Annotated in this window: 20 protein-coding genes; 3 read left to right on the forward strand and 17 right to left on the reverse strand. The window is 44.8% G+C overall.

Annotated features, from left to right (window positions below; all coding sequences use genetic code 11):
* Nucleotides 1-11: 11 nt before the first annotated feature.
* The 17 genes from metH to E5342_RS03055 form a co-directional block, all read right to left on the reverse strand.
* Complete coding sequence (metH, locus tag E5342_RS02975; protein ID WP_135958797.1) at nucleotides 12-3,635, reverse strand: methionine synthase; 3,624 nt, start codon at nucleotides 3,633-3,635, stop codon at nucleotides 12-14.
* Nucleotides 3,628-4,587: a nucleoside recognition domain-containing protein gene (locus E5342_RS02980; RefSeq protein WP_121736330.1), complete on the reverse strand. Its 960-nt coding sequence runs from the start codon at nucleotides 4,585-4,587 to the stop codon at nucleotides 3,628-3,630. Before E5342_RS02980 ends, metH begins: the two co-directional genes overlap by 8 nt.
* 6 nt (nucleotides 4,588-4,593) lie before the next feature.
* The gene (gene smpB, locus E5342_RS02985; RefSeq protein ID WP_005855460.1) at nucleotides 4,594-5,055 is read right to left on the reverse strand and encodes an SsrA-binding protein SmpB; all 462 of its coding nucleotides are present in this window, start codon (nucleotides 5,053-5,055) and stop codon (nucleotides 4,594-4,596) included.
* Nucleotides 5,056-5,069: 14 nt separating this feature from the next.
* Nucleotides 5,070-5,636: a YIP1 family protein gene (locus E5342_RS02990; RefSeq protein WP_135958798.1), complete on the reverse strand. Its 567-nt coding sequence runs from the start codon at nucleotides 5,634-5,636 to the stop codon at nucleotides 5,070-5,072.
* Between the two features lie 33 nt (nucleotides 5,637-5,669).
* Complete coding sequence (locus E5342_RS02995; RefSeq protein ID WP_121736332.1) at nucleotides 5,670-6,419, reverse strand: hypothetical protein; 750 nt, start codon at nucleotides 6,417-6,419, stop codon at nucleotides 5,670-5,672.
* A gap of 5 nt (nucleotides 6,420-6,424) precedes the next feature.
* Complete coding sequence (locus E5342_RS03000; protein WP_135958799.1) at nucleotides 6,425-7,186, reverse strand: hypothetical protein; 762 nt, start codon at nucleotides 7,184-7,186, stop codon at nucleotides 6,425-6,427.
* Between the two features lie 121 nt (nucleotides 7,187-7,307).
* Nucleotides 7,308-8,081, reverse strand: coding sequence for a hypothetical protein (locus E5342_RS03005; RefSeq protein WP_135958800.1), 774 nt, complete (start codon nucleotides 8,079-8,081; stop codon nucleotides 7,308-7,310).
* Between the two features lie 51 nt (nucleotides 8,082-8,132).
* Entirely contained in the window at nucleotides 8,133-9,401 is a 1,269-nt protein-coding gene (locus E5342_RS03010; protein ID WP_135958801.1) for a porin family protein, read from the reverse strand.
* Between the two features lie 6 nt (nucleotides 9,402-9,407).
* Nucleotides 9,408-9,935 carry an RNA polymerase sigma factor gene (locus E5342_RS03015; protein WP_121736335.1) on the reverse strand — a complete coding sequence of 176 codons (528 nt, stop codon included), beginning with the start codon at nucleotides 9,933-9,935 and terminating at the stop codon, nucleotides 9,408-9,410.
* 169 nt (nucleotides 9,936-10,104) lie between these two features.
* On the reverse strand, nucleotides 10,105-10,257 hold the full coding sequence (locus E5342_RS20265) for a hypothetical protein (protein ID WP_409072538.1): 153 nt from the start codon (nucleotides 10,255-10,257) through the stop codon (nucleotides 10,105-10,107).
* A gap of 242 nt (nucleotides 10,258-10,499) precedes the next feature.
* Entirely contained in the window at nucleotides 10,500-11,987 is a 1,488-nt protein-coding gene (locus E5342_RS03025) for a glycoside hydrolase family 10 protein (RefSeq protein ID WP_121736380.1), read from the reverse strand.
* 13 nt (nucleotides 11,988-12,000) lie between these two features.
* Nucleotides 12,001-12,777: a glycerophosphodiester phosphodiesterase gene (locus E5342_RS03030; protein ID WP_121736336.1), complete on the reverse strand. Its 777-nt coding sequence runs from the start codon at nucleotides 12,775-12,777 to the stop codon at nucleotides 12,001-12,003.
* Between the two features lie 99 nt (nucleotides 12,778-12,876).
* The gene (gene trxB, locus E5342_RS03035; protein WP_008780878.1) at nucleotides 12,877-13,830 is read right to left on the reverse strand and encodes a thioredoxin-disulfide reductase; all 954 of its coding nucleotides are present in this window, start codon (nucleotides 13,828-13,830) and stop codon (nucleotides 12,877-12,879) included.
* 43 nt (nucleotides 13,831-13,873) lie between these two features.
* Nucleotides 13,874-14,548 carry a LolA family protein gene (locus tag E5342_RS03040; protein WP_121736338.1) on the reverse strand — a complete coding sequence of 225 codons (675 nt, stop codon included), beginning with the start codon at nucleotides 14,546-14,548 and terminating at the stop codon, nucleotides 13,874-13,876.
* 2 nt (nucleotides 14,549-14,550) lie between these two features.
* Entirely contained in the window at nucleotides 14,551-17,079 is a 2,529-nt protein-coding gene (locus tag E5342_RS03045) for an FtsK/SpoIIIE family DNA translocase (RefSeq protein WP_135958802.1), read from the reverse strand.
* Between the two features lie 239 nt (nucleotides 17,080-17,318).
* Nucleotides 17,319-18,839: a 4Fe-4S binding protein gene (locus E5342_RS03050; protein WP_135958803.1), complete on the reverse strand. Its 1,521-nt coding sequence runs from the start codon at nucleotides 18,837-18,839 to the stop codon at nucleotides 17,319-17,321.
* A gap of 21 nt (nucleotides 18,840-18,860) precedes the next feature.
* The gene (locus E5342_RS03055; protein WP_121736341.1) at nucleotides 18,861-20,246 is read right to left on the reverse strand and encodes an aldo/keto reductase; all 1,386 of its coding nucleotides are present in this window, start codon (nucleotides 20,244-20,246) and stop codon (nucleotides 18,861-18,863) included.
* Between the two features lie 210 nt (nucleotides 20,247-20,456).
* Between E5342_RS03055 and E5342_RS03060 the strand changes: the two genes are divergently transcribed.
* From E5342_RS03060 to E5342_RS03070, 3 genes are read left to right on the forward strand one after another with little or no spacing between them, the layout of a single operon-like run.
* On the forward strand, nucleotides 20,457-21,005 hold the full coding sequence (locus E5342_RS03060; RefSeq protein WP_121736342.1) for a DUF5063 domain-containing protein: 549 nt from the start codon (nucleotides 20,457-20,459) through the stop codon (nucleotides 21,003-21,005).
* Nucleotides 21,002-21,583, forward strand: a complete 582-nt coding sequence (locus E5342_RS03065) for a 3'-5' exonuclease (RefSeq protein ID WP_121736343.1) — start codon at nucleotides 21,002-21,004, stop codon at nucleotides 21,581-21,583. The genes E5342_RS03060 and E5342_RS03065 overlap by 4 nt, the downstream gene beginning before the upstream one ends.
* Nucleotides 21,584-22,768 (forward strand): class I SAM-dependent rRNA methyltransferase, encoded by a 1,185-nt coding sequence (locus tag E5342_RS03070; protein ID WP_135958804.1) that lies wholly within the window; start codon nucleotides 21,584-21,586, stop codon nucleotides 22,766-22,768. It abuts the gene before it with no gap.
* The last annotated feature ends 60 nt before the right edge of the window (nucleotides 22,769-22,828 follow it).

The raw sequence follows: 22,828 nt of genomic DNA on the forward strand, positions 1-22,828 counted from the left end.
ATGTTAATAAATTATCCTATATTCTTACTCAACAACTTTCGGGCTTGTTCCTCCGTTAAATTCCGGCGGCTCGCATAATCTCTCATCTGCTCCTCATCGATAGAACCGATCATGAAATATTGAGAAGAGGGATGGGCAATATAAATCCCACTAACCGAAGCTGTAGGATACATGGCACCATTCTCGGTTAACGAAACACCAATTCGCGACATATCGAGCAATCCATCCAATGTGAAATTCAATAATTGATCCGGTAGAGAAGGGTAACCGATAGCCGGACGGATTCCTTGGTATTTCACCTTGTAAAGATCCGGGATAGACAAGGATTCGTCTTTAGCATATCCCCAATATTCTTTACGTACTTTCTCATGAAGATATTCGGCTGTAGCTTCCGCTAGGCGATCGGTCAAGGTTTGCAGCAACATTGAATTATAGGTATCGCCTTCTCGCTCGAATTCATCCTTCAATTCATCCGCACCGGCTCCTGCCGTAACCACAAAGGCTCCCACATAGTCGGTCCGTCCTTCAGAAACCGGCAATACATAATCGGAAAGACATTTGTAGATACTTTCCTCCTTTTTCGCTTGCTGCCGTAATAAAGGAAGAACAGTATTTCCCATCCGGATCGTATCCCCTTCGCTATTCGCTGGGAAAAATCCGTAAATCGCTTTACAATACTCAACCTTCCTTGCGACCAAACGGTCTAAAAGCCGGACAGCGTCCTTATGCAATTGCATCGCCTCGGCGGCTTTCGCACGATCCTTTTCCCCATTCAATTTCCATGCGCTAAAAAAGAAGGTCCAGTGGATATAAGGAATCACTTCTTCCAAGGGGATATAAGGGATAACATGTACCCCCATCCGGGCCGGAACAACCGGTGTATACCCGGTCCAATCTATTTCAATCGGATGCTGACGAGCCTCTGAAAGAGAAACCAAGGTCTCTTTCTTCTGCCCTAAAGAGGCACGCAAGGCTTCTTGTTCTTGTTCCAACTCACTGATATAAGCATCACGAGTATCCAGATTCAATAGTTTGGCGGCGATCAACGGATTCTGTGAGGCATCCAACACATGGATCACCGGATAATCGTAATGCGGAGCGATCTTCACCGCCGTATGCAATTTGGAGGTTGTAGCACCACCCACCATCATAGGAATCGTAAGTCCCGCTTTTTGCATCTCGTCCGCGACATGCGCCATCTCTTCTAAAGAAGGGGTTATCAAGCCGGATAAGCAAACCAGATCCGGTTTCTCCTCGATCGCTTTCTTTATGATCACATCCGCAGGAACCATTACCCCCAAATCAATCACCTCATAATTATTACAAGACAATACGATAGAGACGATATTCTTGCCGATATCATGTACATCCCCTTTTACCGTAGCGAAAATCACCTTACCGGCCTTTGCGGAACCGGAGGCTTTCTTTTCAGCCTCAATAGCGGGTTGCAAAATAGCCACGGCTTTTTTCATCGTACGTGCGGTCTTCACGACTTGAGGGAGAAACATCTTTCCGGCACCGAATAACTCGCCGACCTTATTCATTCCGCTCATTAACGGGCCGTCAATTATATCCACGGCATGCGGATAAATCCGCAAGGCTTCTTGTAAATCATCCTCCAAATAGTCTCCGATCCCTTTGATTAAGGCATGTTCCAAACGCTCCTTCAATGAAAGCTCACGCCAAGCCTCATGCTTCTCCGGAGTTTCTCCGGAAGTTTGTACATGTAAATTTTGAGCATAAGTAATTAACTCCTCGGCAGCTTCCGGACGGCGTGCCAAGATCACGTCTTCCAACAAGGTACGGAACTCCGGCTCTATATCCTCATAAAGTACGGAGGTAGACGGATTCACGATACCCATATCCATCCCCTTCCCAATCGCATGATATAGAAATACGGAATGCATAGCCTCGCGTACATGATTGTTCCCTCGGAAAGAGAAAGATAAATTACTTACACCACCACTCACCTTCGCACCCGGCAAGTTCTTCTTGATCCATTCAACGGCACGGATAAACGCCAGACCATAGCCATTATGTTCCTCCATACCGGTAGCGATCGCCAATACGTTCGGGTCAAAAATAATATCTTGGGGATTGAAATCGATCTTCTCGGTCAATAGGCGATAGGCCCGTTCACAAATCTCGATCTTTCTTTCATAGGTATCCGCCTGTCCTTTCTCGTCGAAAGCCATCACGACCGCAGCCGCACCCAGCCGCTTTATACGGGCGGCATGTTTAAGGAAGACCTCCTCTCCTTCTTTCAAGGAGATGGAATTCACGATGCTCTTTCCTTGCACGCACATCAAGCCTTCCTCGATCACTTCCCATTTGGAAGAATCGATCATGACGGGTACACGGGCAATATCCGGTTCGGAGGCGATCAAGTTTAAGAATGTCTTCATTTCTTTCACGGCATCCAACATACCATCGTCCATATTGATATCGATCACTTGGGCGCCATCCTCCACTTGCTTACGAGCGATCGTCAACGCTTCCTCATAACTGCCTTCTTTTATCAAGCGTAAGAATTTCCGAGAACCGGCCACATTACAACGCTCTCCCACGTTCACGAAATTATTCTCCGGTTTCACCTCCAGCAGTTCCAAGCCCGACAGCCACAGGCAATCCGGTTTCGGAGCCGGGATATGCGGTTTAACTCCTTTCACCAACTCCGGATACCGGGAGATATGCGCCGGAGTCGTTCCGCAACAGCCTCCGATAATGTTCACTAATCCCTCTTCCACAAAAGGCTTCACATGTTGGGCCATTTTATCCGGCGTCTCGTCATAGGTACCAAAACTATTCGGCAATCCGGCGTTCGGATAAGCGCTGATATAATAGGGGGCATACTTCGCCAACTCTTGTAAATAGGGCTTCATATCCGCCGCTCCGAAAGAGCAGTTTAAGCCAACCGAAACAATATGTGTATGCTGTATGGAAGCCAAGAAGGCCAATAAAGTCTGTCCGGAAAATGTTCGTCCGCCTTGCGCCGACAAAGTCAAAGACAACATGATCGGTAGGTCTTTTCCTTTCTCTTTCAACACGACCTCGGCCGCTTCCAATCCCGCTTTCACGTTCAACGTATCGAATGTAGTCTCGAAAAGGATGATATCCACCCCGCCGTCAACAAGTCCCTCGACTTGCTCCTTGTAGGCATTATACAAATCTTTATAAGTGACGGCACGATAAGCGGGATCGCTTACATCCGGACTCATGGAAGCTGTCTTATTGGTAGGACCGATCGATCCGGCCACGAAGATCGTACGATCCGGATGCTCTGCCATATAGGTATCCGCCACTTCCCTCGACAATCGTCCGGCGGCCAGATTTATCTCACGTACATAGGCCTCCATCGCATAATCTGCCATGGAAATAGCATTCGCGTTAAACGTATTCGTAGCGAAGATATCCGCTCCCGCATCCAAATACTGACGATGAATAGACTGGATTACATCCGGGCGGGTGATACACAATAAATCATTGTTCCCCTTCAACTGTCCCGGAAAATCGGCGAAACGTTCGCCTCGGTAATCTTGTTCGTTTAGTTTGAAACTTTGAATCATGGTACCCATACCACCATCCAAGATCAAAATGCGCTCCTTCAAGAGTCGCAGAAATCGTTCCTTATTCATAAATATGTTTTACCTTTCTTGCGTACATATAACTATATCCCCGGAGGATCCATACCACGGCAATGGCAAAAAACAAACGGGAAGGTATCATCCAAAGAACAGGCACCCCTATCGCCGCAAAGATGATCGTATCCTCCAACAGGGAATGACACACAGCCAAATGATGATTCAACAAGTTGCCATCACCGTAAGACAACTTCCTCTGCTCCATTTGCTCTACCATAATAGCCCCGCCATAAGCCAGTCCGACCACATTACCCACCAACCACAAAAAAGCGGCATCTTGAGGCAAGCCAAATAATCGCATCAGCGGAAAAAAGACCGAGGACAATCCTTTCATCAGATTAAACTCTTCCAATATATAATGAAGGATCATTAAAGCTGTAACAATTATCAAAATAGAAATCACCACCTTCATCGAACTGGTAAACCAAAGCACGAATACTTCCAGCCAATTATCACATACGGCCGCGCTTTGAGCGATCCCGACCTGTCCCCATCCTTCATGGGGCATTACCCAATTCAAAGAAAAAGCGATCACGAAGCTCATGACTAAACGGAGCAGCGTCATCTCCCAGAAAGAAGACCCGGTCTTTGCCTGTACGGAGGATTCTACCATCAGATTATGGGAAGTAAGGCACATCAATGCCAATATCGTAGCTTCACGGACTCCTAAAGACATCGAAGTGATCAAAGCGATCGGGGCATATAATGGGGAGAATATACTGGTTATAAAAATAATGGCTGTCTCCCCCGGCAGACCTACCAACGAGAATACGGGCACTAACCAATCCGAGATCTGACCTAATATTCCGGAATATTGCAGTATACGAACCAATAAAGAAATAGGCAAAATAATCTTTAGCAGCCATAAGCACGTCTTGCCTGCTTTAGGCAGAGCTTTCAGGATACATCCCCAAACTCTACCGATCACGCCTTGCCCTGTTTCCATCTTGACTTATCGTTTGAAAGCCCGATCCATCTCCCGTCGGTCGTCACGTTCCCGGATGGAGTCTCGCTTATCATATTCTTTTTTACCTCGTGCGATTGCGACAACTACTTTCGCCAATCCTTTCTCATTGATAAACAAACGAGTGGGAACAATCGTAAAACCACTGGCGCGAACCGCACCCTCGATCTTCCGTAATTCCTTTTTGGTAAGAAGTAATTTCCGATCCCGCCGTGCGTTGTGATTATTGTACGTACCGTAAAAATATTCGGCGATGTACATATTCTTCACCCACAGTTCCCCTTTTTCCACGATACAAAACGTATCTACCAAACTCGCCTTCCCTAAACGAATCGATTTAATCTCCGTTCCGGTCAGTACGATCCCGGCCGTAAATGTATCGAGCAACTCGTAATCGAACGTCGCCCGCTTATTCTTTATCTGTATGTTATTACTAATCTTCTCTTTCATCTTGTGTTATTCTGTCAAAAACTCAAACCGGGCATCAGCATCGATAACAAAATCTCGATAACTGCCGGAGTCAGTAATATTATGGCGGTTGTAAATCCTACGAACTTCAAGCGGATCTTCTCCTCGACTCCCATATACGGACCAGCGCCTTCCCAAACAATATAAAATGTATAAAGGATAAATATCCGCAAGAAGAAAAACTCAGGAAGCAACATCAACACGATATTCAAAGCGAACATCAACGACGAGGAATACCCTATAAAGCGCAACCACAGTTTCAAATCCTTCTCCCGTTTAAATAGACCTTGCCATATCTCGTTCATCAGATAAGCCCCGAGGTAAAAACCACCAAACGAGGACACCAATGTCCGGATAGACGACTTCAAGGCCAGCTCTAAATCAAACTCCTTCCGCGTAAATAATACGCCCAAAAAAGCCGCAACGGAAACGAAGCCGATCAACGGATACACAAATCGAGATAAGAACTCCTCATGATTCACCTCCTTTTTCGCCAACACTCCCCACGCCTTAACCGGCTGTGAGATGATAGCGATTACCCACCTGAATATCTCCTTATACATCTCTGTTTACTTTTAGATAGCAAAAGTATATATTTAATTCGTAAAACGCAACGTAAATACGTCGGTAGCCCCCCAAACGCATGCGGTTGTATCCGCATTATAGCGTTCGACATAATTTATTTTAAAATTTATCGCATTTTGTCCCTCACTGCTCTCGAGCGCTTTGGCTTGATCCAAAAACTTATCTATCGTAAAAGCGGTCGTATTGATCCATTTAGTGGAATCGCCGGTACCCCCCTCTTGGGTTACCCGGAGATATAGGTTATAGATCCGTTGTCCGGTACTGTCTTCTTCTACGTTCTGATCCGGGTCATAGGATAAATTGAAAATATCCTTCTGATCTACCTGATGATTTACATGCTGGGTTTGCAAGAAGAAACGTCCCTCCAAATAAATACTTTTCTTAAAGTCCAGCGTAACCAGACGCTCCTTATCCAATACAATCGCCGTATCAGTCAGTGTCTCATGCAAAGGCCATACTGCGACCGAATCATACTTATAAATCTCAGCATTGTAAACACCATTACCCAATTCCTCGCTAAAATTTGTCTTGAAATCAACCACGCAACAGTCACCATCTTTCAAATCCGTCCGGTTCTCAAACTCAGAGGAAGAGACTATAAAGATATTCCCTTGATCATCCGCCGTATAGATACACCGCACAGGATTCTCACGTATCACTCCTACCCGATGATAATTGATGGAATTACTTCCATCTCCCATACAAGAGGTCATTAATAAAAACAAGGATAAAAATAAGCCGCATAAAATTCGCTTTTTCATCTTCTTTAGTTTATAAGTAAAGGATCTGTTACTCCCCATCCGAACAGGGTACTATCTTTCGGATTAATTCGATCGATATAATGAATCCGAACATACATATCCGCATCACGTTCACCTTGTTCTCGCATATCCTTGATAAAGTTCGCCAAATTAAAGGCATTGATAACCGCAATAGCCTCTTCAGCCTTGTCCTCCGGCTTACCGGTCGTAGCAGCAGCCCGTAAATATAAGGAATAAATGGATTTCCGATTTTCAACAGTAGCCTTTTGATCCGGGTCATAAGTCAACTGCCAATTCAAGGTCCGACCTTCCGTTGTCCAACAAACAGAGGGCAGAAATAAATAGTCTTCTAATTTAACGAACAAAACAGAATCATTCGGATTAACCGCAAGCACTGGTTGCTCATTTGTCAACAATGCAAGCGTATCTGTAAGTGGTTTCTCCGCATTTTGCTGAGAAACTGCGGTTTCTCCTTTCAACGTCACTGTAAAATACCCCTTCTGTTCCGCATCCGTATTCTCTGGCAAGCTCGGATCGTAATCAAAGTTCACCAACAAACATTTACCTTCCGAGTATGAACTCAACTTTGTCGCATAGATCCAACCGAACCGGGTATCAGCCATCATTAACGCACTATCTCCATGTTGACGGACCACAGCGGCGGTCGTTCCCGGATTATATACGTTATTTATGTCTTTCAGGCAAGAAGTAAACAGACTCATGATAACCGCCACCAAGACAAAAACTATTAAATTCTTGTATCTCATTTCACAATACTCCTCTTAAAGTATACAAAGATACGATCTTTACCCATATACATAAAAAAAACTCCCAAAAGTTTCTATGAAAAACTTTTGGGAGCCTCTATAAGGGCAAAGTAGAAAGTTCTTATTTCTTCTCGTTGGGTTTGATCGTAGCACACTCTATTCTCATAGACTTCCATGTTAAGTCCGTGCTATCCTTCTCATTGATGCTACTCAGGTAATTGATCTTTAGGTTGAACTTATCCGCACCCGCATTTCCTTCTTTCTTCATGACAGACTCCAACACATCACCAATCTTGAACGCTTGGAAATCAGAAGTAGAAGTTTCTGTTGACCCACTTCCATCACTTGCTCTCTCCGCACGCAAGAAAAGACTGTAAGTAGAGATTCCATCTTCTTTCGTCACCGTATCCTCCAGCGTAGATTGATTCCAGAACAAACGGTAGCGATTGGATTGATCCTTACGAGCATTGTAAGCGACCCCTAAAAATAAATATTTATCAATATAACCGCCAGAAGTCATATTGGTTATCACCATCTCCTTACCGTTCAACAAAGTAGCAGTATCTGTTACTGAATAAAAGTCCATACTTCCTTTTACAACCTCCTGCAACCCTGAGATAGTCGCCATATAATAACCGTTAGTAACCGCATTCGCATTCTCCGGCGAATTTAAATCAACCTCGAAAGAAGCATAATAACATACATCTGGCAATACCGTAATCGCAGGCGAATACAATGCGCCAAAAGCAGTATTCAAAACGGGCTTATAAGATACTTCAGACACAGCCCCCACACCAAAACCGGAATTCGAAAAACTATTATTACCTTCACCCAAGCAAGAAGTAAATAACAAGGCCGCTACAACAGCCACTCCCATTAATTTTAAAACGTTCATTTTCTGTTTATCTATTTTAAGTATTTGTATTTACATTAGTTTATCGAGTCATTAAAAACCAAAACGAAATCCGAACTGAAGACTCATGTTAAATGGCTTCTCCGAATGGATCGTTTCGATCTCGCTATCATTATCAAAATAATAGCTGGCTCCCACCTCAGCGAAAGCACTTACGAAACGGATAATCGGATAACTCACACCAGCACGGGCATTTACAGACCATAGCCATTCTTCCATTCGAATATGTTCACTTTGCCTTGCGATCTCAACCTCATCCGAAAATAATTTCATCCTACGTTTACCAGCGACATTCACTTCTGTCATACCTCCAGCAGAGGCGTAAAACATAAAACGATTCCATTCCGCAATCTTATAAGTCAAAGATAATGGAATTCCAATAAAATGCAATCGCTGGTCATTCTCTATATGATATGTATTATTCGTATTCCACTCCGATCTTAGGTAAGAATAAGTTAATCCTGTCTGCAAAGAAAAACGATTATTCAAATAACGACTAATTGAGATACCCACCCCAATCGGCGTCTCATGATGAATATCCGTCTTAGCAGGATCTTTCTTCTCCGCATTGAAGGCATTTAAACTCAGCAGATTCTCACTCTTAAGCACGCTGCTATTCGTTACATACTGAGGGACCAGATTATCAGCGCCCATAGAAAGACCTCCACCTCCCATACCGAACCCCCATTTCCTGAATGTGGTCTTCTCCGACCTCTTTTTAGAAACAGGAGTTGCATCCACAACAAGTACGTCATTCTTGAGAACAACGATCTCATCATTATTCTTTTCAACCTCCGGTTCAACGGCATCTTTCTCATTCGCCGGTATATCAGCAGACATTACCTCCGACTCAGAAATAGGTCGATCCTCTGCACTCTCTACATTTTGCCGGAACGCTGCCATCCTAGCCTTAGCTCCCACTTTAACCGCTCCAGATGCCGCTTTTGCCTTCACGACCGTAGCAGCAGGAATAGTCGCTAATACGGGTGCTCGCTCCATCATTTTCTCTCCCGGAACAACCAGAGTATCCACGGATATCGACTCTCGTGAAGACTGTATTTCTTGGGCTATAGGTAGATCTTCCATCTCCATGTCATATAAATAGATACCCCCCGACACTACCAATAAGGAGATCATGGCAGCGGCAACCCAGTAGCGAAGCGTACGACGCAAAGGAACCGGAGCCTTTCCTGGCAATCGATCAGCTATAGCCTCCCAGTCGCCGGGTAGCGTATCCACCTCGAAACCATCTAGTTTCGACCGGATTGCGTCATCCCATATATCTCTTTCCTTTTCACTCATCTTATCTCAATACAATGCGTTAATTCTACGTTGTAATAACTGCTTGGCACGGGTATATTGAGAACGGGAAGTACTCTCTGTTATGTTCAACATCTCACTGATCTCCTTATGAGAATATCCCTCTATCGCAAACATATTAAATACGGTACGGAAGCCAACCGGCAACTCCTTCACTAGATTCATCAATTCAGCCGCCGACATGTCCGAGATAGCCGAACTATCGGGTTGAATCAGTTCCGCCGTATTGTCAAGATCAGTCGCTTCACGCAACACATCCGACTTTCGCAGATATTCCAACGCACAATTAACAAAGATCTTCCGCATCCACCCCTCGAATGAACCACTCCCTGCATAGGATTCCATACTGGTAAAGATTTTCACGAAGCCATCCTGCAACAAATCACGAGCCGTTTCCCTATCGTTGACATAACGAAGGCAAACTCCCATCATTTTTCGGGAATATGCATCATAAAGCTCTTTTTGAGCTCGTCTCTCCCCCTTCCGACAACCCTCTATCAGTTGTAGCTCATTCATTCAGTCGTGCCTTGAACGTCTCCCTTCTGGAGACTGTACAATATTAGGATGTAAATAATTAAACAAACGCTGCATTCCGTAGAAAAATTATTTCATAAACAGGGCGGACACTTCCGGCCCGCCCTCACGGAACATCCGCAAAGATAAGATGTTCTTATGAATTTCCATGTTAATGAGCGTGAGTATACTCACTTTTTTTCGCCGGAGGTACCGGACAACCAGCACCATTATCTACTGGAACCGCTTCCATACCAATCTTCTTGATGCTGCGATCACAGTCTATCGCTTCGATAAAGAATTTCACGGACACCACTATAGGCATCGGGCTACACGTATATAGGCGTAGGGCCACACCAGTATACGCATAGGCCTACACATATATACGTGCGGGCTTATACGTATATACGTGTCAATCCCTGCTTATATTAAAGCTGATACCCGCAAAATTTTCCGTCCGTGTACCAGTCCCCCATAAAAGATCAAGGAAGCAAGAATTACAAGAAACAGGGAAAATCGTCATATGCCGCAAAATAAGCAAAAAAACTCGAAATCAAAATCCCCCCTTTACTTGATAAATTTAGACAGGTAATAATAGGTATCCGGAGAAGGTTCGCTCTCTATCCGGTAACGGGTGGAAGCCGTCACTGAAAACGTGTACCCCCGTTCAGACTCCACATCGATAGGAAGAAAAAGCTCATTGCCATAAATAGTCGTAGCTAATATGGATTTTGCCGAAGCCGTATTGATCGAATCCGTCAATGAATAATAAACGGTATAAGTTAAATCCTGCTTTTCCGAAACAGGTTTCTCCCAAGTTAAATGCAACTCATCATCCAAACGTTCCACTTTGATCCCCTCCGGTGCGGCAGGTACCGAATCATTCAGCCAAGTCAACGGAGGCAATTGGGCCGGATATTTATAGTAATTGTCTCTCAACTCTTTATAGAGTCCCTTGTCATTATACAGGACATTTCCACAACGAAAGAACGCACAGCCGGCTCCTCCGTAATAACGGCTATAATCGATCTGGTCCGTTATATCATTCACGGCCCAGTCCGCCTCGCTCTTGTCCATCCGATAAGCTCCCAGACCGGGTACGACCAAACGCCCGTTACAATTATCCACCCAATTATCCACGAAAGGAAAGAAATTCTTATGCAGGTAATACATCATCGGAACAATCATATCTTGCTTACCCTGTTGCATCCATTTCTTCGGATCTTGGAAGACACTTTCATATGCGGTCCAACCCGCATTGGGTACCCGCTCAATACGATTGTATTTCCCGAGTGGCGAACTGCTCACCTGCACCCAAGGCTTCGTTTGCTTCACCCAATCGTAAATACGGTAAACCATCCAGTTGATATTCTCCCTACGCCAGTCTGCCAGAGACTTTTTCTTACCGGATTTATTATACAGCACTTTATCCGGGAATGTTTTCGCTTCTTCCGGATAGCGAATATAATCAAAATGAATGCCATCTATATCGTAGCCATTCACGATCTCCTTAACTAAAGATAAGATATAATCAGCGGTCTCCGGTACGCCGGGATCCAAATACCACTCCCCATTATGTCGTTTGCAGAGTTTGGGTCTCTTTTTAACCACGGAAAGCTTCCCTTGCTCCTTCACGCTTTTTTCCGTTCCCAACGGGAAAGTTACGAACCACGCATGGCATTCCATTCCCCGCTTATGGCATTCATCAACGACAAAAGCGAGTGGATCATATCCCGGTAATACCCCATACTTACCGGAGAATGTCTTACTGACAGGCTCGATAGCCGAACGATAAATCACGTCTCCCCTCAAACGAGCCTGAATGAAAACCATATTAAAATTCGCTTCTTGAAGTCGGTCCAATATATCAAGCAATGCCTGTTGCTGAGCCTTCCGTCCCGCCTCGGTAGTAGCCGGTTTATGAGGCCAATCCAGACCATAAACCGTAGTCAACCAAACCGCACGAATTTCCTTTTTGGGAGGTTCTACCGCTTGTAACAGACAAAAAGCGGGCAAAGCCAGCGACAGGATAAGCAACAGACAAAACTTTCTCATCATTTATAAAACCTTATTGAGCCCGCAAATGTAGTATTTTTTGAGTCTCTTCCGGTAAATCAGTCGTAATAAAATCGACTCCCATATCAATCATCTCTTCCATTAATTTAGGGTCATCTACAGTCCAGACATTCGAAGTCATGCCAAGTACTTTGCACTCCTTCACCCAATCCGGATGAGATTGCAATACTTTATAATGGTAGTCTAATCCTGCAAAACCAAGTTCTTTCAGTTCCATCGGAGATAATTCTCCATTCAGATAAGAAACCTCCGATTTCGGGCATAGACGGATAAATTCTTTACAAGCATCCATATTAAAAGATATGTAATCCGTACGTTTCGCTAATTTCATACGTTTTACCATTTCCACAGACAATCTTGCGGCTTCTCGGTTACGTTCCGGAGTATCATGAGATTTCAATTCAAATATCAACCGGATGTTCTTCAATTTCTTCGCACGTTTAAGATATTGTTCCAAAGTAGGGAGTTTCTCTCCGTTACTTAGTTGCAGGTCCTTCAATTCATCGTACGTACAAGATTGGATGTGTCTTCCTTGGATATCATTATCGTGGTATACAACCAACACATTGTCCGCCGTAAGATGCACGTCGAATTCCGAGCCATAGGCACCAATCTCGCTAGCACGTTCCAAAGAGCGGATAGAGTTCTGGGCAGAGCCCTCCGTTTTCCAATACCCCCGATGGGCGATCACTTTCGTATGGTCTTTCGCTGCGACCATTCCCGCTACCATCAAACAAAACAGTAAAAGAAGAGTAGATTTTAGATTCATGGTATATAAATTGTTAATACAAAAAAGCAAGATTTCAATTAGGTGTAGAAACGCAGCACGCACGCTACGTCTCTACAACCGAGGATTATTTCAGGAGGACTATTTTCCGATCTCTGATAAATAACGTTCGGCCTCAATAGCTGCCTTACAACCACTTCCAGCAGCGGTAATAGCTTGACGATAATGAGGATCAGCTACATCTCCGGCGGCAAATACACCCGGAACTTTCGTGCGGGGAGTTCCCGGAACCGTCACGATATAACCAACCTCATCCGTATCTACCCATGGCTTGAAGATGTCCGAATTGGGTTTATGACCAATCGCCAAGAAGAAACCATCGATGGCGATATCCACTTTCTCCTCATCCGGCTCTCCCATACGTTTTACCAAATGAGCACCCTCCACACCATTCTCACCAAATAGGCCTAAGGTGTTATGCTCGAAAAGTACCGTGATATTCGGAGTCTTGAAGACACGTTCTTGCATTACTTTTGAAGCACGCAAATAGGGTTTACGCACGATCAAGTAAACTTGTTTTGCCAAGCCAGCCAAGTAAATCGCTTCTTCACACGCCGTATCTCCACCACCTACTACCGCTACCGTCTTTTTACGATAAAAGAAACCATCGCAAGTAGCGCAAGCGGATACACCCATACCCGCATACTTATGTTCATCCGGAAGCCCTAGATACTTCGCGGAAGCACCCGTAGCGATAATCAAAGTCTCCGTCTCGATCACTTTCTCGCCATCGATCGTTATTTTATAAGGAGCCTCACCCAAATCAGCGGCGGTAGCGATACCGAAACGGATATCCGCGCCAAAACGGACGGCTTGTTTTTTTAAATCTTCCATTAACTCAGGACCGGTTATACCGTCTGGATATCCTGGGAAATTCTCCACCTCCGTAGTTGTCGTTAATTGTCCCCCCGGCTGTATTCCTTCATAAAGCACCGGAGATAAATTCGCACGGGAAGCATAAATTGCTGCCGTATAACCTGCTGGACCCGAGCCTATAATAAGGCAACGTACTTTCTCATTCACTGAATCGCTCATAACAAAAAGTATTAATTTTTAATTCTCAATTCTCAATTTTCAATTACCGCAGGTCTATCACCTCTACGTCCGGATAATCTCCTTCGTTAAAAACAAAAAAACGATCCGGCTGGTTTATACCTGTTTTCAATTGGCTGATCTGGATCGTACTGCTAACGCCATTCTTAGAAGCAACCGTGATACGAGCCGGGAAATTTGAATATTTCTCGATTTGCAACTCTACTCTCACGATATCCCCTTTTTTCTTCGGTGTCAATTCCACATCGTAAGCGGCTTTTCCGTTCGGAGCCGTACTCTCGCCTCTATAAGCCGCGGTGAATCCTTTCTTATAGCTATTTAATAAAAGAGCGGGATTCGTAAATTGCAACTCCTCTCCCGTAGGATTCGTCACGTTCACCTCATCGTTCCGTTCCACATAAGTCCATTGCGTCGTACCATTAAACCAAGTAAGCGCATCCGGCGTAACTAATGTAAACTTATCACCTTTCATCTGGATGGTTCCCTCAAAACTCTCTCCCGCATTCTGACCGGCAGAACGGGTAAACATCGTAAAAGAAGCACTTATCCCATTTGAATTCTCATAAGCAGCGGCCGCCTTCCCCAAGATATCATTCGCATTCTGGGCATGCGCCCCCACTCCTAGTCCCAGCAGGAAACACAAGAGTAATCCGACAAACGCGATACACCGCCACACTCTTATTTTATGTTCTCTTCTCATATTTATTTCAAAGCATTTAATACTTGCTCCAACGAATACTCATCTTGCACCAATACTTGACGGGCCTTACTTCCCTCAAACGGGCCAACAATACCGGCAGCCTCCAATTGATCCATCAAACGTCCGGCCCGATTATAACCGATAGCGAATTTACGCTGGATCAAAGAAGTAGAACCTTGTTGCTGAATCACGATCAAGCGAGCCGCCTCATCAAATAAGGGGTCTCGATCTGATAAATCGACAGCTCCCGAAGTCGATGCCTCTCCCCCTTCCGGTACATAGTCCGGAAGCAGATAAGCGGTTTGGAAGCCAGCCTGCTCACCTATATAATCCACGATATCCTCCACCTCGGGCGTATCTACAAAAGCGCATTGCACACGAACCGGCTCTTGTCCCGCTACGACAATCAACATATCGCCCCGTCCGATCAAACGGTTAGCGCCCGGAGCATCCAGAATCGTACGTGAATCGATCATAGAAGCTACCTTAAAGGCGATACGACTCGGGAAGTTACTCTTAATCGTACCCGTAATTACCTTCGTATCCGGACGTTGCGTAGCCAAGATCATATGGATACCTACCGCACGGGCCTTCGCTGCGATACGAGAGATAGGCAACTCGATCTCACGTCCGGCGACCGCGATCAAGTCCGCAAACTCATCCACGATCGCCACGATATACGGCAAGAAACGATGCCCTTTCTGCGGGTTCAAGCGACGTTCGATAAACTTCCCGTTGTATTCCTTTATATTACGAACATTCGCGTTCACCAATAAACGGTACCGGTCTTCCATCTCGATCACCAAGGAGTTCAACGTAGCGACAGCGTCGGCCGGCTCCGTAACGATCGGTTTCTCCGCATTCGGAAGTTTCGCCAGATAATGACGTTCTATCTTGGAATAGATACTAAACTCAACCATCTTCGGGTCCACCATAACGAATTTCAACTCCGATGGATGCTTCTTATATAATAAGGAAGTGATGATCGCATTCAGGCCGACAGACTTACCTTGTCCCGTAGCACCGGCTACCAATAAGTGCGGTGTCTTGCAAAGATCGAACATGAACACCTCGTTCGTAATCGTCTTACCCATCGCCACGGGCAACTCATACTTACCCTCAACGAATCGGCGTGAAGCGATAACAGATTGCATCGATACCGTCTGAGGGTTCTTATTCGGCACCTCGATACCGATCGTTCCCTTTCCGGGCATCGGAGCGATAATACGAATCTGCAAAGCGGATAAACTCAAGGCGATATCATCCTCCAAGTTCTTGATCTTAGAAATACGGACACCCGCCTCGGGTACAATCTCATAAAGCGTAACCGTAGGTCCCACTGTCGCCTTGATCGAGGCGATCTTTATATTGAAATCTTCCAAGGCTTGCTTGATCAGGCGTTGGTTTTCCGCCAATTCGTCCCGATTAATCTCCATGTTCCCACTATCATACGCTTTCAGTAAGTCCAAGGTAGGAAAGACATAACGGGAAAGATCCAAACGGGGATCATACGTACCCAAGGCCGAGGCATCATAGGTCTCATCATTACCGGCGGCAACTTCCACCGTGAATCCGGCATCCTCCCCATCCTCTGATTCTTGCGTATTTATCTCCTCCGTCTTTTCATTTATCGGATCATCGTCACCTTTTGCGATCGTAACGACTAAACCATCATCATCAGCGACCTCTTCCACCTCATATTCCGATACTGTTTTACGATTTTCTTTCTCTTCGGCCTTCAACAATTCAGCCTCCGTGTCAAACTCTTCGTAATCATCCATTTCCGGTTGTTCATCCGGTTGCTCTACGACAGGCTTAGAGCGAGGTATTACGATACTCTCTTTTTCCGTCTGACCTACTTCTACCTCCTCCTCTTTGCCTTCACGTTTCAAACGATTTTTCACCCAACCTAAAGAGAACATACGCTGCAAGAACGGAATTGTCTTCTTACTGGTAAAAATAGCGATGATTAAGAATGAGCCTAATAAAAGCAAGATCGTTCCGGGGATTCCGATATTGGTAATAAACATCTCCGAGATGTAATATCCGTGTTGACCGCCTAGATAAATAAACGTATCCTCATATCCCTTGATAAATATGAAAGCAAAAAACACAGATCCCCAAATCAACGCCGAAGCACTGAACAAGAAACGTCTCAATAAGGATACTTTATTTAAGTTCATGAGTTTCGCTCCAACTGATCCCAAAAAAAAGAGGATCATAAAAGAAGAGATACCGAACCAACGATTCATCAACATATCAGACAAATACGCCCCGCGTACGCCCGTCCAATTCTCTACCGATCCTCGATTGGTCAACAAATCCCCTAAAGGAACATTCTCTATTTTGCTTTGATCGGCGGCTCCTGTAAAGAAAAACGAAATCAAGGCAAGCCCTACGTAAATGGTTAGTATAGAGATAATCAAACCTGTAATGAAACGGGTCCGTTCATTTGTAAAAAAAGTCTTCAAGGCTGCGAACCAGCTCGGTTCTGTATAATTTTGCTTCGTTGTTGTTGTCTTCTTTGCCATAAACAGTTTCTCAATAATTCTTTTATAACACGCAAATGTACATAGAAAAATCGAGTCTGACGAAGCTTATATGCAAAAGACATATATTTTTCAGAGACACATATCTCAATGATTGTTTACCGCAATGCGGGTTGCGGTAGTACTGCAAAGCGGATGCAGTGCCACCGCAACGCCTATGCAGTGTTACTGCAACCCGGGCTGCAGTAACACCGCGACACTTGTGCGGTACCGTAAAGATATCAAATAGTCCTGTGCATCTCATGCCCTTCCACATAGATCGCGCTATAAGGACGAGACGGACAAAGATGCTCGCAAGCACCACAACCAATACAAGTTTCCGTATTGATCACCGGGATCTTCAGCGATTTCGGATCTGCCGGATCTTTCGCCACCATCTGGATCGATTTTGTCGGGCAATGGCGTTCACAATTACCACAACTCATACCGTCCGTATTGACAATACAAAGATCTTTTACCCATACGGCATGACCGATCTGTATAGCGGACTTATCTTCTTTCGTAATCAACTTGATCGCCCCTGTCGGACAGACCTCCGAGCATTTCGTACATTCCGGACGGCAATAACCTCTATCGAAGGCCATCTCCGGCTGCATCAGTTTCATCAGATCCGTAGACGGACGCAGGACATGATTCTCGCAGACAGAAACACAAAGCTGGCACCCCGTGCAATGTTGGGCCAGGTTCCCGATACTCAAAGCTCCGGGTGGCACCAATGAAGCTAAACGATCCGGTTCTTTACGCTCTTTAATCGGAGCAAAACCTCCGTCTTTCTTCATCTCCACATAATCCTCCAGTTTTTTCTGCTGGGCATGCAAAACGGAAGACATGGCTACCAATGCCGTAGCTGACAAGGCTCGACGGCGGGAAACATCCGCAGTGTCCTTCGTTGAGGATTCTTTTACCGACGTGGTTTTACCAGCCTTGCGTGCCCTCGTATACGAAATCGCACCTTGACGGCAATTATCCAAGCAGTCCATACAAGTCACGCAACGGCTATAATCGATCGCATGATTCTTAGAATCGATACAAGAAGCCTTGCATTTACGTGCGCATAATCCGCAACCATTACATTTATCAGTATCAATGCGAGGTTTAAGTAAAGCATACCTCGACAAAAAACCGAGAACCGTACCTACCGGACAGATCGTATTACAATACGTACGTCCATTTCTCCAAGCTAAAATCGCCAATAAGACAAAGCTCAGAATAGCGATTCCCATCGTAGCCAGACTACGCACCCATACGTGCACCGAATAGAATGCGTAACTATCCATACGTTCCGCGAAATAGGCCAACAAATTGTTGCCCTCTTGATAGATTGGCGCAAATAGATTAGAAGCGATACGCCCATAAGCGCTATAAGGCGAAATCAACGCTACCAAGGAACCGATACCAGCGATACAAGCCACTATAAAAACAACCAAGGTACCATAACGTACCCACTTCAACGCAGGAGAATAGGAAAAGCGGTATTTCTTGCGTTTACTAGCAAACCACGAAATGATGTCTTGCAATACCCCTAAAGGGCAGATAACGGAGCAATACACACGCCCCAATAAAAGAGTCAAGATTACCAACCCTGCCACAACACCGACATTCAAAGCCAACAACGCAGGCCAAAACTGTATCTTTGCCAACCATCCGAACCAAGCGTGAATCGTACCCGTGAAATCAAGAAATAACAGGGTTATCAGCACAAAGCAAAAGGCAGCGGCGATTATTCTTATTTTTCGTAACATAATTTTCCGTTTGTTTAAAGGTTAACCATTCACTTTCAACTCTTCCACGAATTTATCTATACGCTGCATCTCTTTAGGGATATCGATACCCTGCGGACAATGAGGATTGCATTGCTCACACCCCGTACAATGGTTCGCTTGACGCAACTTCGGGACACTCCGGTCATAACCGACTAAGAAAGCACGACGAGCTTTCGCATAATTCTCGTCTTGAGCGCTTTTCGGAACATTTCCTTCGTTCACACATTTATTATAATGTAAGAGAATGCCCGGAATATCTAACGCATATGGACAAGGCATACAATATTTGCAATCATTGCAAGGTATTGTCGGATATTTCATCATAAGTTGAGCCGTCTCTTCCAAAAAGTCTTTCTCCTCGTCCGTTACCGGGATAAGCGGGGAATAGGTACGGATATTATCTTGCAAATGCTCCATATAAGTCATGCCGCTTAACACCGTCAAGACCCCATCCGGAGAGCCGGCGAAACGGAAAGCCCATGAAGCCACGCTGTTCTCAGGCCGTTGCTGTTTCAAACGACCTACGATATGATCCGGAACATTCGATAAGCGACCTCCTAATAGCGGTTCCATGATAACCGCCGGAATACCCCGCTTCTCTAATTCGCCATACAGATAGTCTGCGTTTACGTTACGCCCCGAGGCATGTTTCCAGTCCAGATAATTCAGCTGTATCTGAACGAAATCCCATTTTATGCCCATATCCAACACATAATCAAACACTTTTACATCCCCATGAAAAGACCAACCAAGGTTACGGATACGTCCCGCTTCCCGTTCTTTCACCAAGAAATCAAGCATTCCATTATTTATATAGCGGTCATTGAAAAGCTCGATACCATTACCCCCACCAATAGAGTGAAGCAAATAGTAATCCAGATAATCGGTTTGCAAATCACGGAAAGACTGCCGATACATCGCCAACGAGTTTTCTCTCGTATAGTTCTGGAAGTTTGACAATTTAGTAGCCAAATAATAAGAGTTCCTCGGATGACGGGCCAGTGCTATACCGGTCGCTTTCTCGGACATACCTTGTACATAAACCGGAGAAGTATCAAAGTAATTCACCCCATGCTCTATCGCATAATCCACTAAACGATTCACGGCTTCTTGATCAATTTGGTCTTTACCGTCCGATCCTTGTTTCAAGGGCCAACGCATACAACCATATCCTAAAATAGAAACCTTATCGCCATTCGTAGGATGTTGGCGATAGGTCATTTTATCGGTAGGAACCTCACCTAACACCACTGCCGCACCCGGCTCATTCTTGGGAGCGCAACCGTAAAGCGCCGCCGAAGAGGCGACAGCCCCACCCCCAAATACCTTCAAGAATTTACGGCGATTCATCTCTTGAGGGTTCTCATTCTTTCCGCATGAACTCATAACTCGATCAGTTTTTTTATCCTATTAGTATATCCAACATTAGTCTATCATTAACATTCCTTCTATTAATTGCACAAAAATAATAAAACAGGAAATATATAGGAGAGCAACACCCGACTAAAAAGAATATTCGGGGCCTTATCACGAAAAAAACGGATTTTTATTGTATTTTTGCAAATTGTTATTAAGAATGATTAGACGAGCAGGCACATGGAAAAAGAAGAAAATCCGATATACGAGCGTAACACGTTAGAGTTTGTTACGGTAGCACTGGAATATTGCACCTTTGTAGAGGCCGCCGGAAATACAGGGCTTTTCGACTTCGTAAACAAGGCGACAAAACTCTTGCCTCTTTTATACTTAAAGGCCAGCCTGTTGCCCGGAGTGGAATCTGAAGAGGAAACCGAACTTGAGCTTTCCGTTTCAGAAGACATGTATGAGTCGGTTCGTTCACGGATAGCCGGTTTGCTTGGCGAACGCGATTCCTATCTGGAAACATTTCATGCGGATATGCGGTATAGCGATACTCCTATCGCAGCGTTCATTTCCGAGAACTTGGCTGATGTCTATCAAGATACGGGAAATTTCGTATCTTTATTCCGTCAAGGAAACGAGGAAGTTATGCAAGAGGCTATCGCTTTGTGCCGCACGAACTTCCAAGAATACTGGGGACAGCAATTATTGAATGCCTTGAAAGCGTTGCACGCTGTGCGTTACAGTGGTGATGAGGATTTGGAAAAGAATGAAGAGGAAGAATGATACAACAATTTATACATACAATTACTAAAGAGGAAATAGCGAAACTTACCGTAGAGGAATTCAAGGGGCGTATCATTACGATCCTTAGTAAAGAGGAGGCGGACAAGGCCGTAGAGTACTTGTTGCGTTTTCCGATCGTTGGTTTTGACACGGAAACCCGTCCCAGCTTTAAGAAAGGACAACATTATAAAATCTCGTTGATGCAGATATCAACGGATGATACTTGTTTCCTGTTCCGCTTGAATCATATCGGTATACCGGAATCTCTGGAGAAATTCCTGAAAAGCAGTTCGACCTTAAAGATCGGGTTATCTTTGCGGGATGATTTCGGGGCGATACGGAAGCGTTCGGATATAGAACCCGCTAATTTCCTTGATTTACAGAATTACGTAGGCCAGTTCGGCATCGAGGACGCCAGCCTGCAAAAGATATATGCGATACTTTTCCAAAAAAAGATATCAAAAGGACAACGCCTCACGAATTGGGAGGCAGATGTATTGACGGACTCACAAAAGAAATACGCGGCCCTCGACGCTTGGGCCTGCCTAAGAATATATAATTTATTGAATCAAACATAAATGGAGTATTGTAAAGTTTTTCTCAAGCCTAAGAAAGAAGAATCGCTATTGCGTTTCCATCCATGGGTATTTTCCGGAGCGATCCAATCTATTGAAGGCGAGCCGGAAGAGGGTGACTTGGTAGAGGTATATGGAGCGAACCAGCGTTTTTTGGCGATCGGCCATTATCAAATCGGCAGTATCGCCGTACGTGTGTTATCTTTCACCCCAATCGCCATCGACGATGCTTTTTGGGTTGAACGTATCCGTATCGCTTACGAACTCAGAAAGGCCTTGCGGCTGGCTGGGGTAGAAAATAATAATACGTTCCGCCTGATTCACGGCGAAGGCGATAACTTACCGGGATTGGTGATCGATATGTATGCGCATACGGCCGTTATGCAAGCACATTCGGTAGGAATGCATTATGCCCGTCATCAGATCGCAGAGGCTTTGAAAGCGGTATTGGGCGATACTTTACAAAACATCTACTATAAATCGGAAGCGACTTTGCCTTATAAAGCAAATTTAGGTAGCGAAGATGGTTACTTATTCGGAGGCGAAGTGGAAGATATCGCTATAGAAAACGGGCTGAAATTCTGTGTAGACTGGCAGAAAGGCCAAAAGACAGGTTTCTTCGTGGATCAACGGGAGAATCGCTCTTTGTTGGAGCATTACGCAAAGGATCGCTCCGTATTGAATATGTTTTGTTATACGGGCGGTTTCTCTTTCTATGCGATGAGAGGAGGCGCAAAGGTGGTTCATTCCGTAGATAGTTCGGCAAAAGCGATCTCCTTGACGAAAAAGAATGTCGAGTTGAATTTCCCAGGAGATCCCCGTCATGAGGCATATGCGGAAGACGCTTTCAAGTATTTGGAAAAGATGGGAAGCAATTATGATCTGATCATACTGGATCCTCCTGCATTCGCTAAGCATAAGAATGTATTACGTAACGCCTTACAAGGGTATCGCAAATTAAACGCAATCGCTTTCGAGAAGATCAAGCCGGGAGGAATCTTATTTACCTTCTCTTGCTCTCAAGTCGTTAGTAAAGAGAATTTCCGTTTAGCCGTATTTAGCGCTGCCGCCCAATCCGGCCGTAGTGTCCGAATCTTGCATCAATTAACCCAACCCGCAGACCATCCGGTGAATATCTACCATCCGGAAGGGGAATATCTAAAAGGATTGGTATTGTATGTAGAATAAAGAAAGCATTTATATTAACGTATGGCAAAAATATATACGGAAATATTTCTTTATTCCGTA

It is taken from the genome of Parabacteroides distasonis (genome assembly GCF_004793765.1).
Lineage (GTDB): Bacteria > Bacteroidota > Bacteroidia > Bacteroidales > Tannerellaceae > Parabacteroides > Parabacteroides distasonis_A.

Excerpts from the sequence above, each read along its gene's own strand:
- metH (WP_135958797.1), bottom strand. The coding sequence starts at position 3,635 with ATGAATAAGGAACGATTTCTGCGACTCTTGAAGGAGCGCATTTTGATC.
- E5342_RS02980 (WP_121736330.1), bottom strand. The coding sequence starts at position 4,587 with ATGGAAACAGGGCAAGGCGTGATCGGTAGAGTTTGGGGATGTATCCTG.
- smpB (WP_005855460.1), bottom strand. The coding sequence starts at position 5,055 with ATGAAAGAGAAGATTAGTAATAACATACAGATAAAGAATAAGCGGGCG.
- E5342_RS02990 (WP_135958798.1), bottom strand. The coding sequence starts at position 5,636 with ATGTATAAGGAGATATTCAGGTGGGTAATCGCTATCATCTCACAGCCG.
- E5342_RS02995 (WP_121736332.1), bottom strand. The coding sequence starts at position 6,419 with ATGAAAAAGCGAATTTTATGCGGCTTATTTTTATCCTTGTTTTTATTA.
- E5342_RS03000 (WP_135958799.1), bottom strand. The coding sequence starts at position 7,186 with ATGAGATACAAGAATTTAATAGTTTTTGTCTTGGTGGCGGTTATCATG.
- E5342_RS03005 (WP_135958800.1), bottom strand. The coding sequence starts at position 8,081 with ATGAACGTTTTAAAATTAATGGGAGTGGCTGTTGTAGCGGCCTTGTTA.
- E5342_RS03010 (WP_135958801.1), bottom strand. The coding sequence starts at position 9,401 with ATGAGTGAAAAGGAAAGAGATATATGGGATGACGCAATCCGGTCGAAA.
- E5342_RS03015 (WP_121736335.1), bottom strand. The coding sequence starts at position 9,935 with ATGAATGAGCTACAACTGATAGAGGGTTGTCGGAAGGGGGAGAGACGA.
- E5342_RS20265 (WP_409072538.1), bottom strand. The coding sequence starts at position 10,257 with ATGCCTATAGTGGTGTCCGTGAAATTCTTTATCGAAGCGATAGACTGT.
- E5342_RS03025 (WP_121736380.1), bottom strand. The coding sequence starts at position 11,987 with ATGAGAAAGTTTTGTCTGTTGCTTATCCTGTCGCTGGCTTTGCCCGCT.
- E5342_RS03030 (WP_121736336.1), bottom strand. The coding sequence starts at position 12,777 with ATGAATCTAAAATCTACTCTTCTTTTACTGTTTTGTTTGATGGTAGCG.
- trxB (WP_008780878.1), bottom strand. The coding sequence starts at position 13,830 with ATGAGCGATTCAGTGAATGAGAAAGTACGTTGCCTTATTATAGGCTCG.
- E5342_RS03040 (WP_121736338.1), bottom strand. The coding sequence starts at position 14,548 with ATGAGAAGAGAACATAAAATAAGAGTGTGGCGGTGTATCGCGTTTGTC.
- E5342_RS03045 (WP_135958802.1), bottom strand. The coding sequence starts at position 17,079 with ATGGCAAAGAAGACAACAACAACGAAGCAAAATTATACAGAACCGAGC.
- E5342_RS03050 (WP_135958803.1), bottom strand. The coding sequence starts at position 18,839 with ATGTTACGAAAAATAAGAATAATCGCCGCTGCCTTTTGCTTTGTGCTG.
- E5342_RS03055 (WP_121736341.1), bottom strand. The coding sequence starts at position 20,246 with ATGAGTTCATGCGGAAAGAATGAGAACCCTCAAGAGATGAATCGCCGT.
- E5342_RS03060 (WP_121736342.1), top strand. The coding sequence starts at position 20,457 with ATGGAAAAAGAAGAAAATCCGATATACGAGCGTAACACGTTAGAGTTT.
- E5342_RS03065 (WP_121736343.1), top strand. The coding sequence starts at position 21,002 with ATGATACAACAATTTATACATACAATTACTAAAGAGGAAATAGCGAAA.
- E5342_RS03070 (WP_135958804.1), top strand. The coding sequence starts at position 21,584 with ATGGAGTATTGTAAAGTTTTTCTCAAGCCTAAGAAAGAAGAATCGCTA.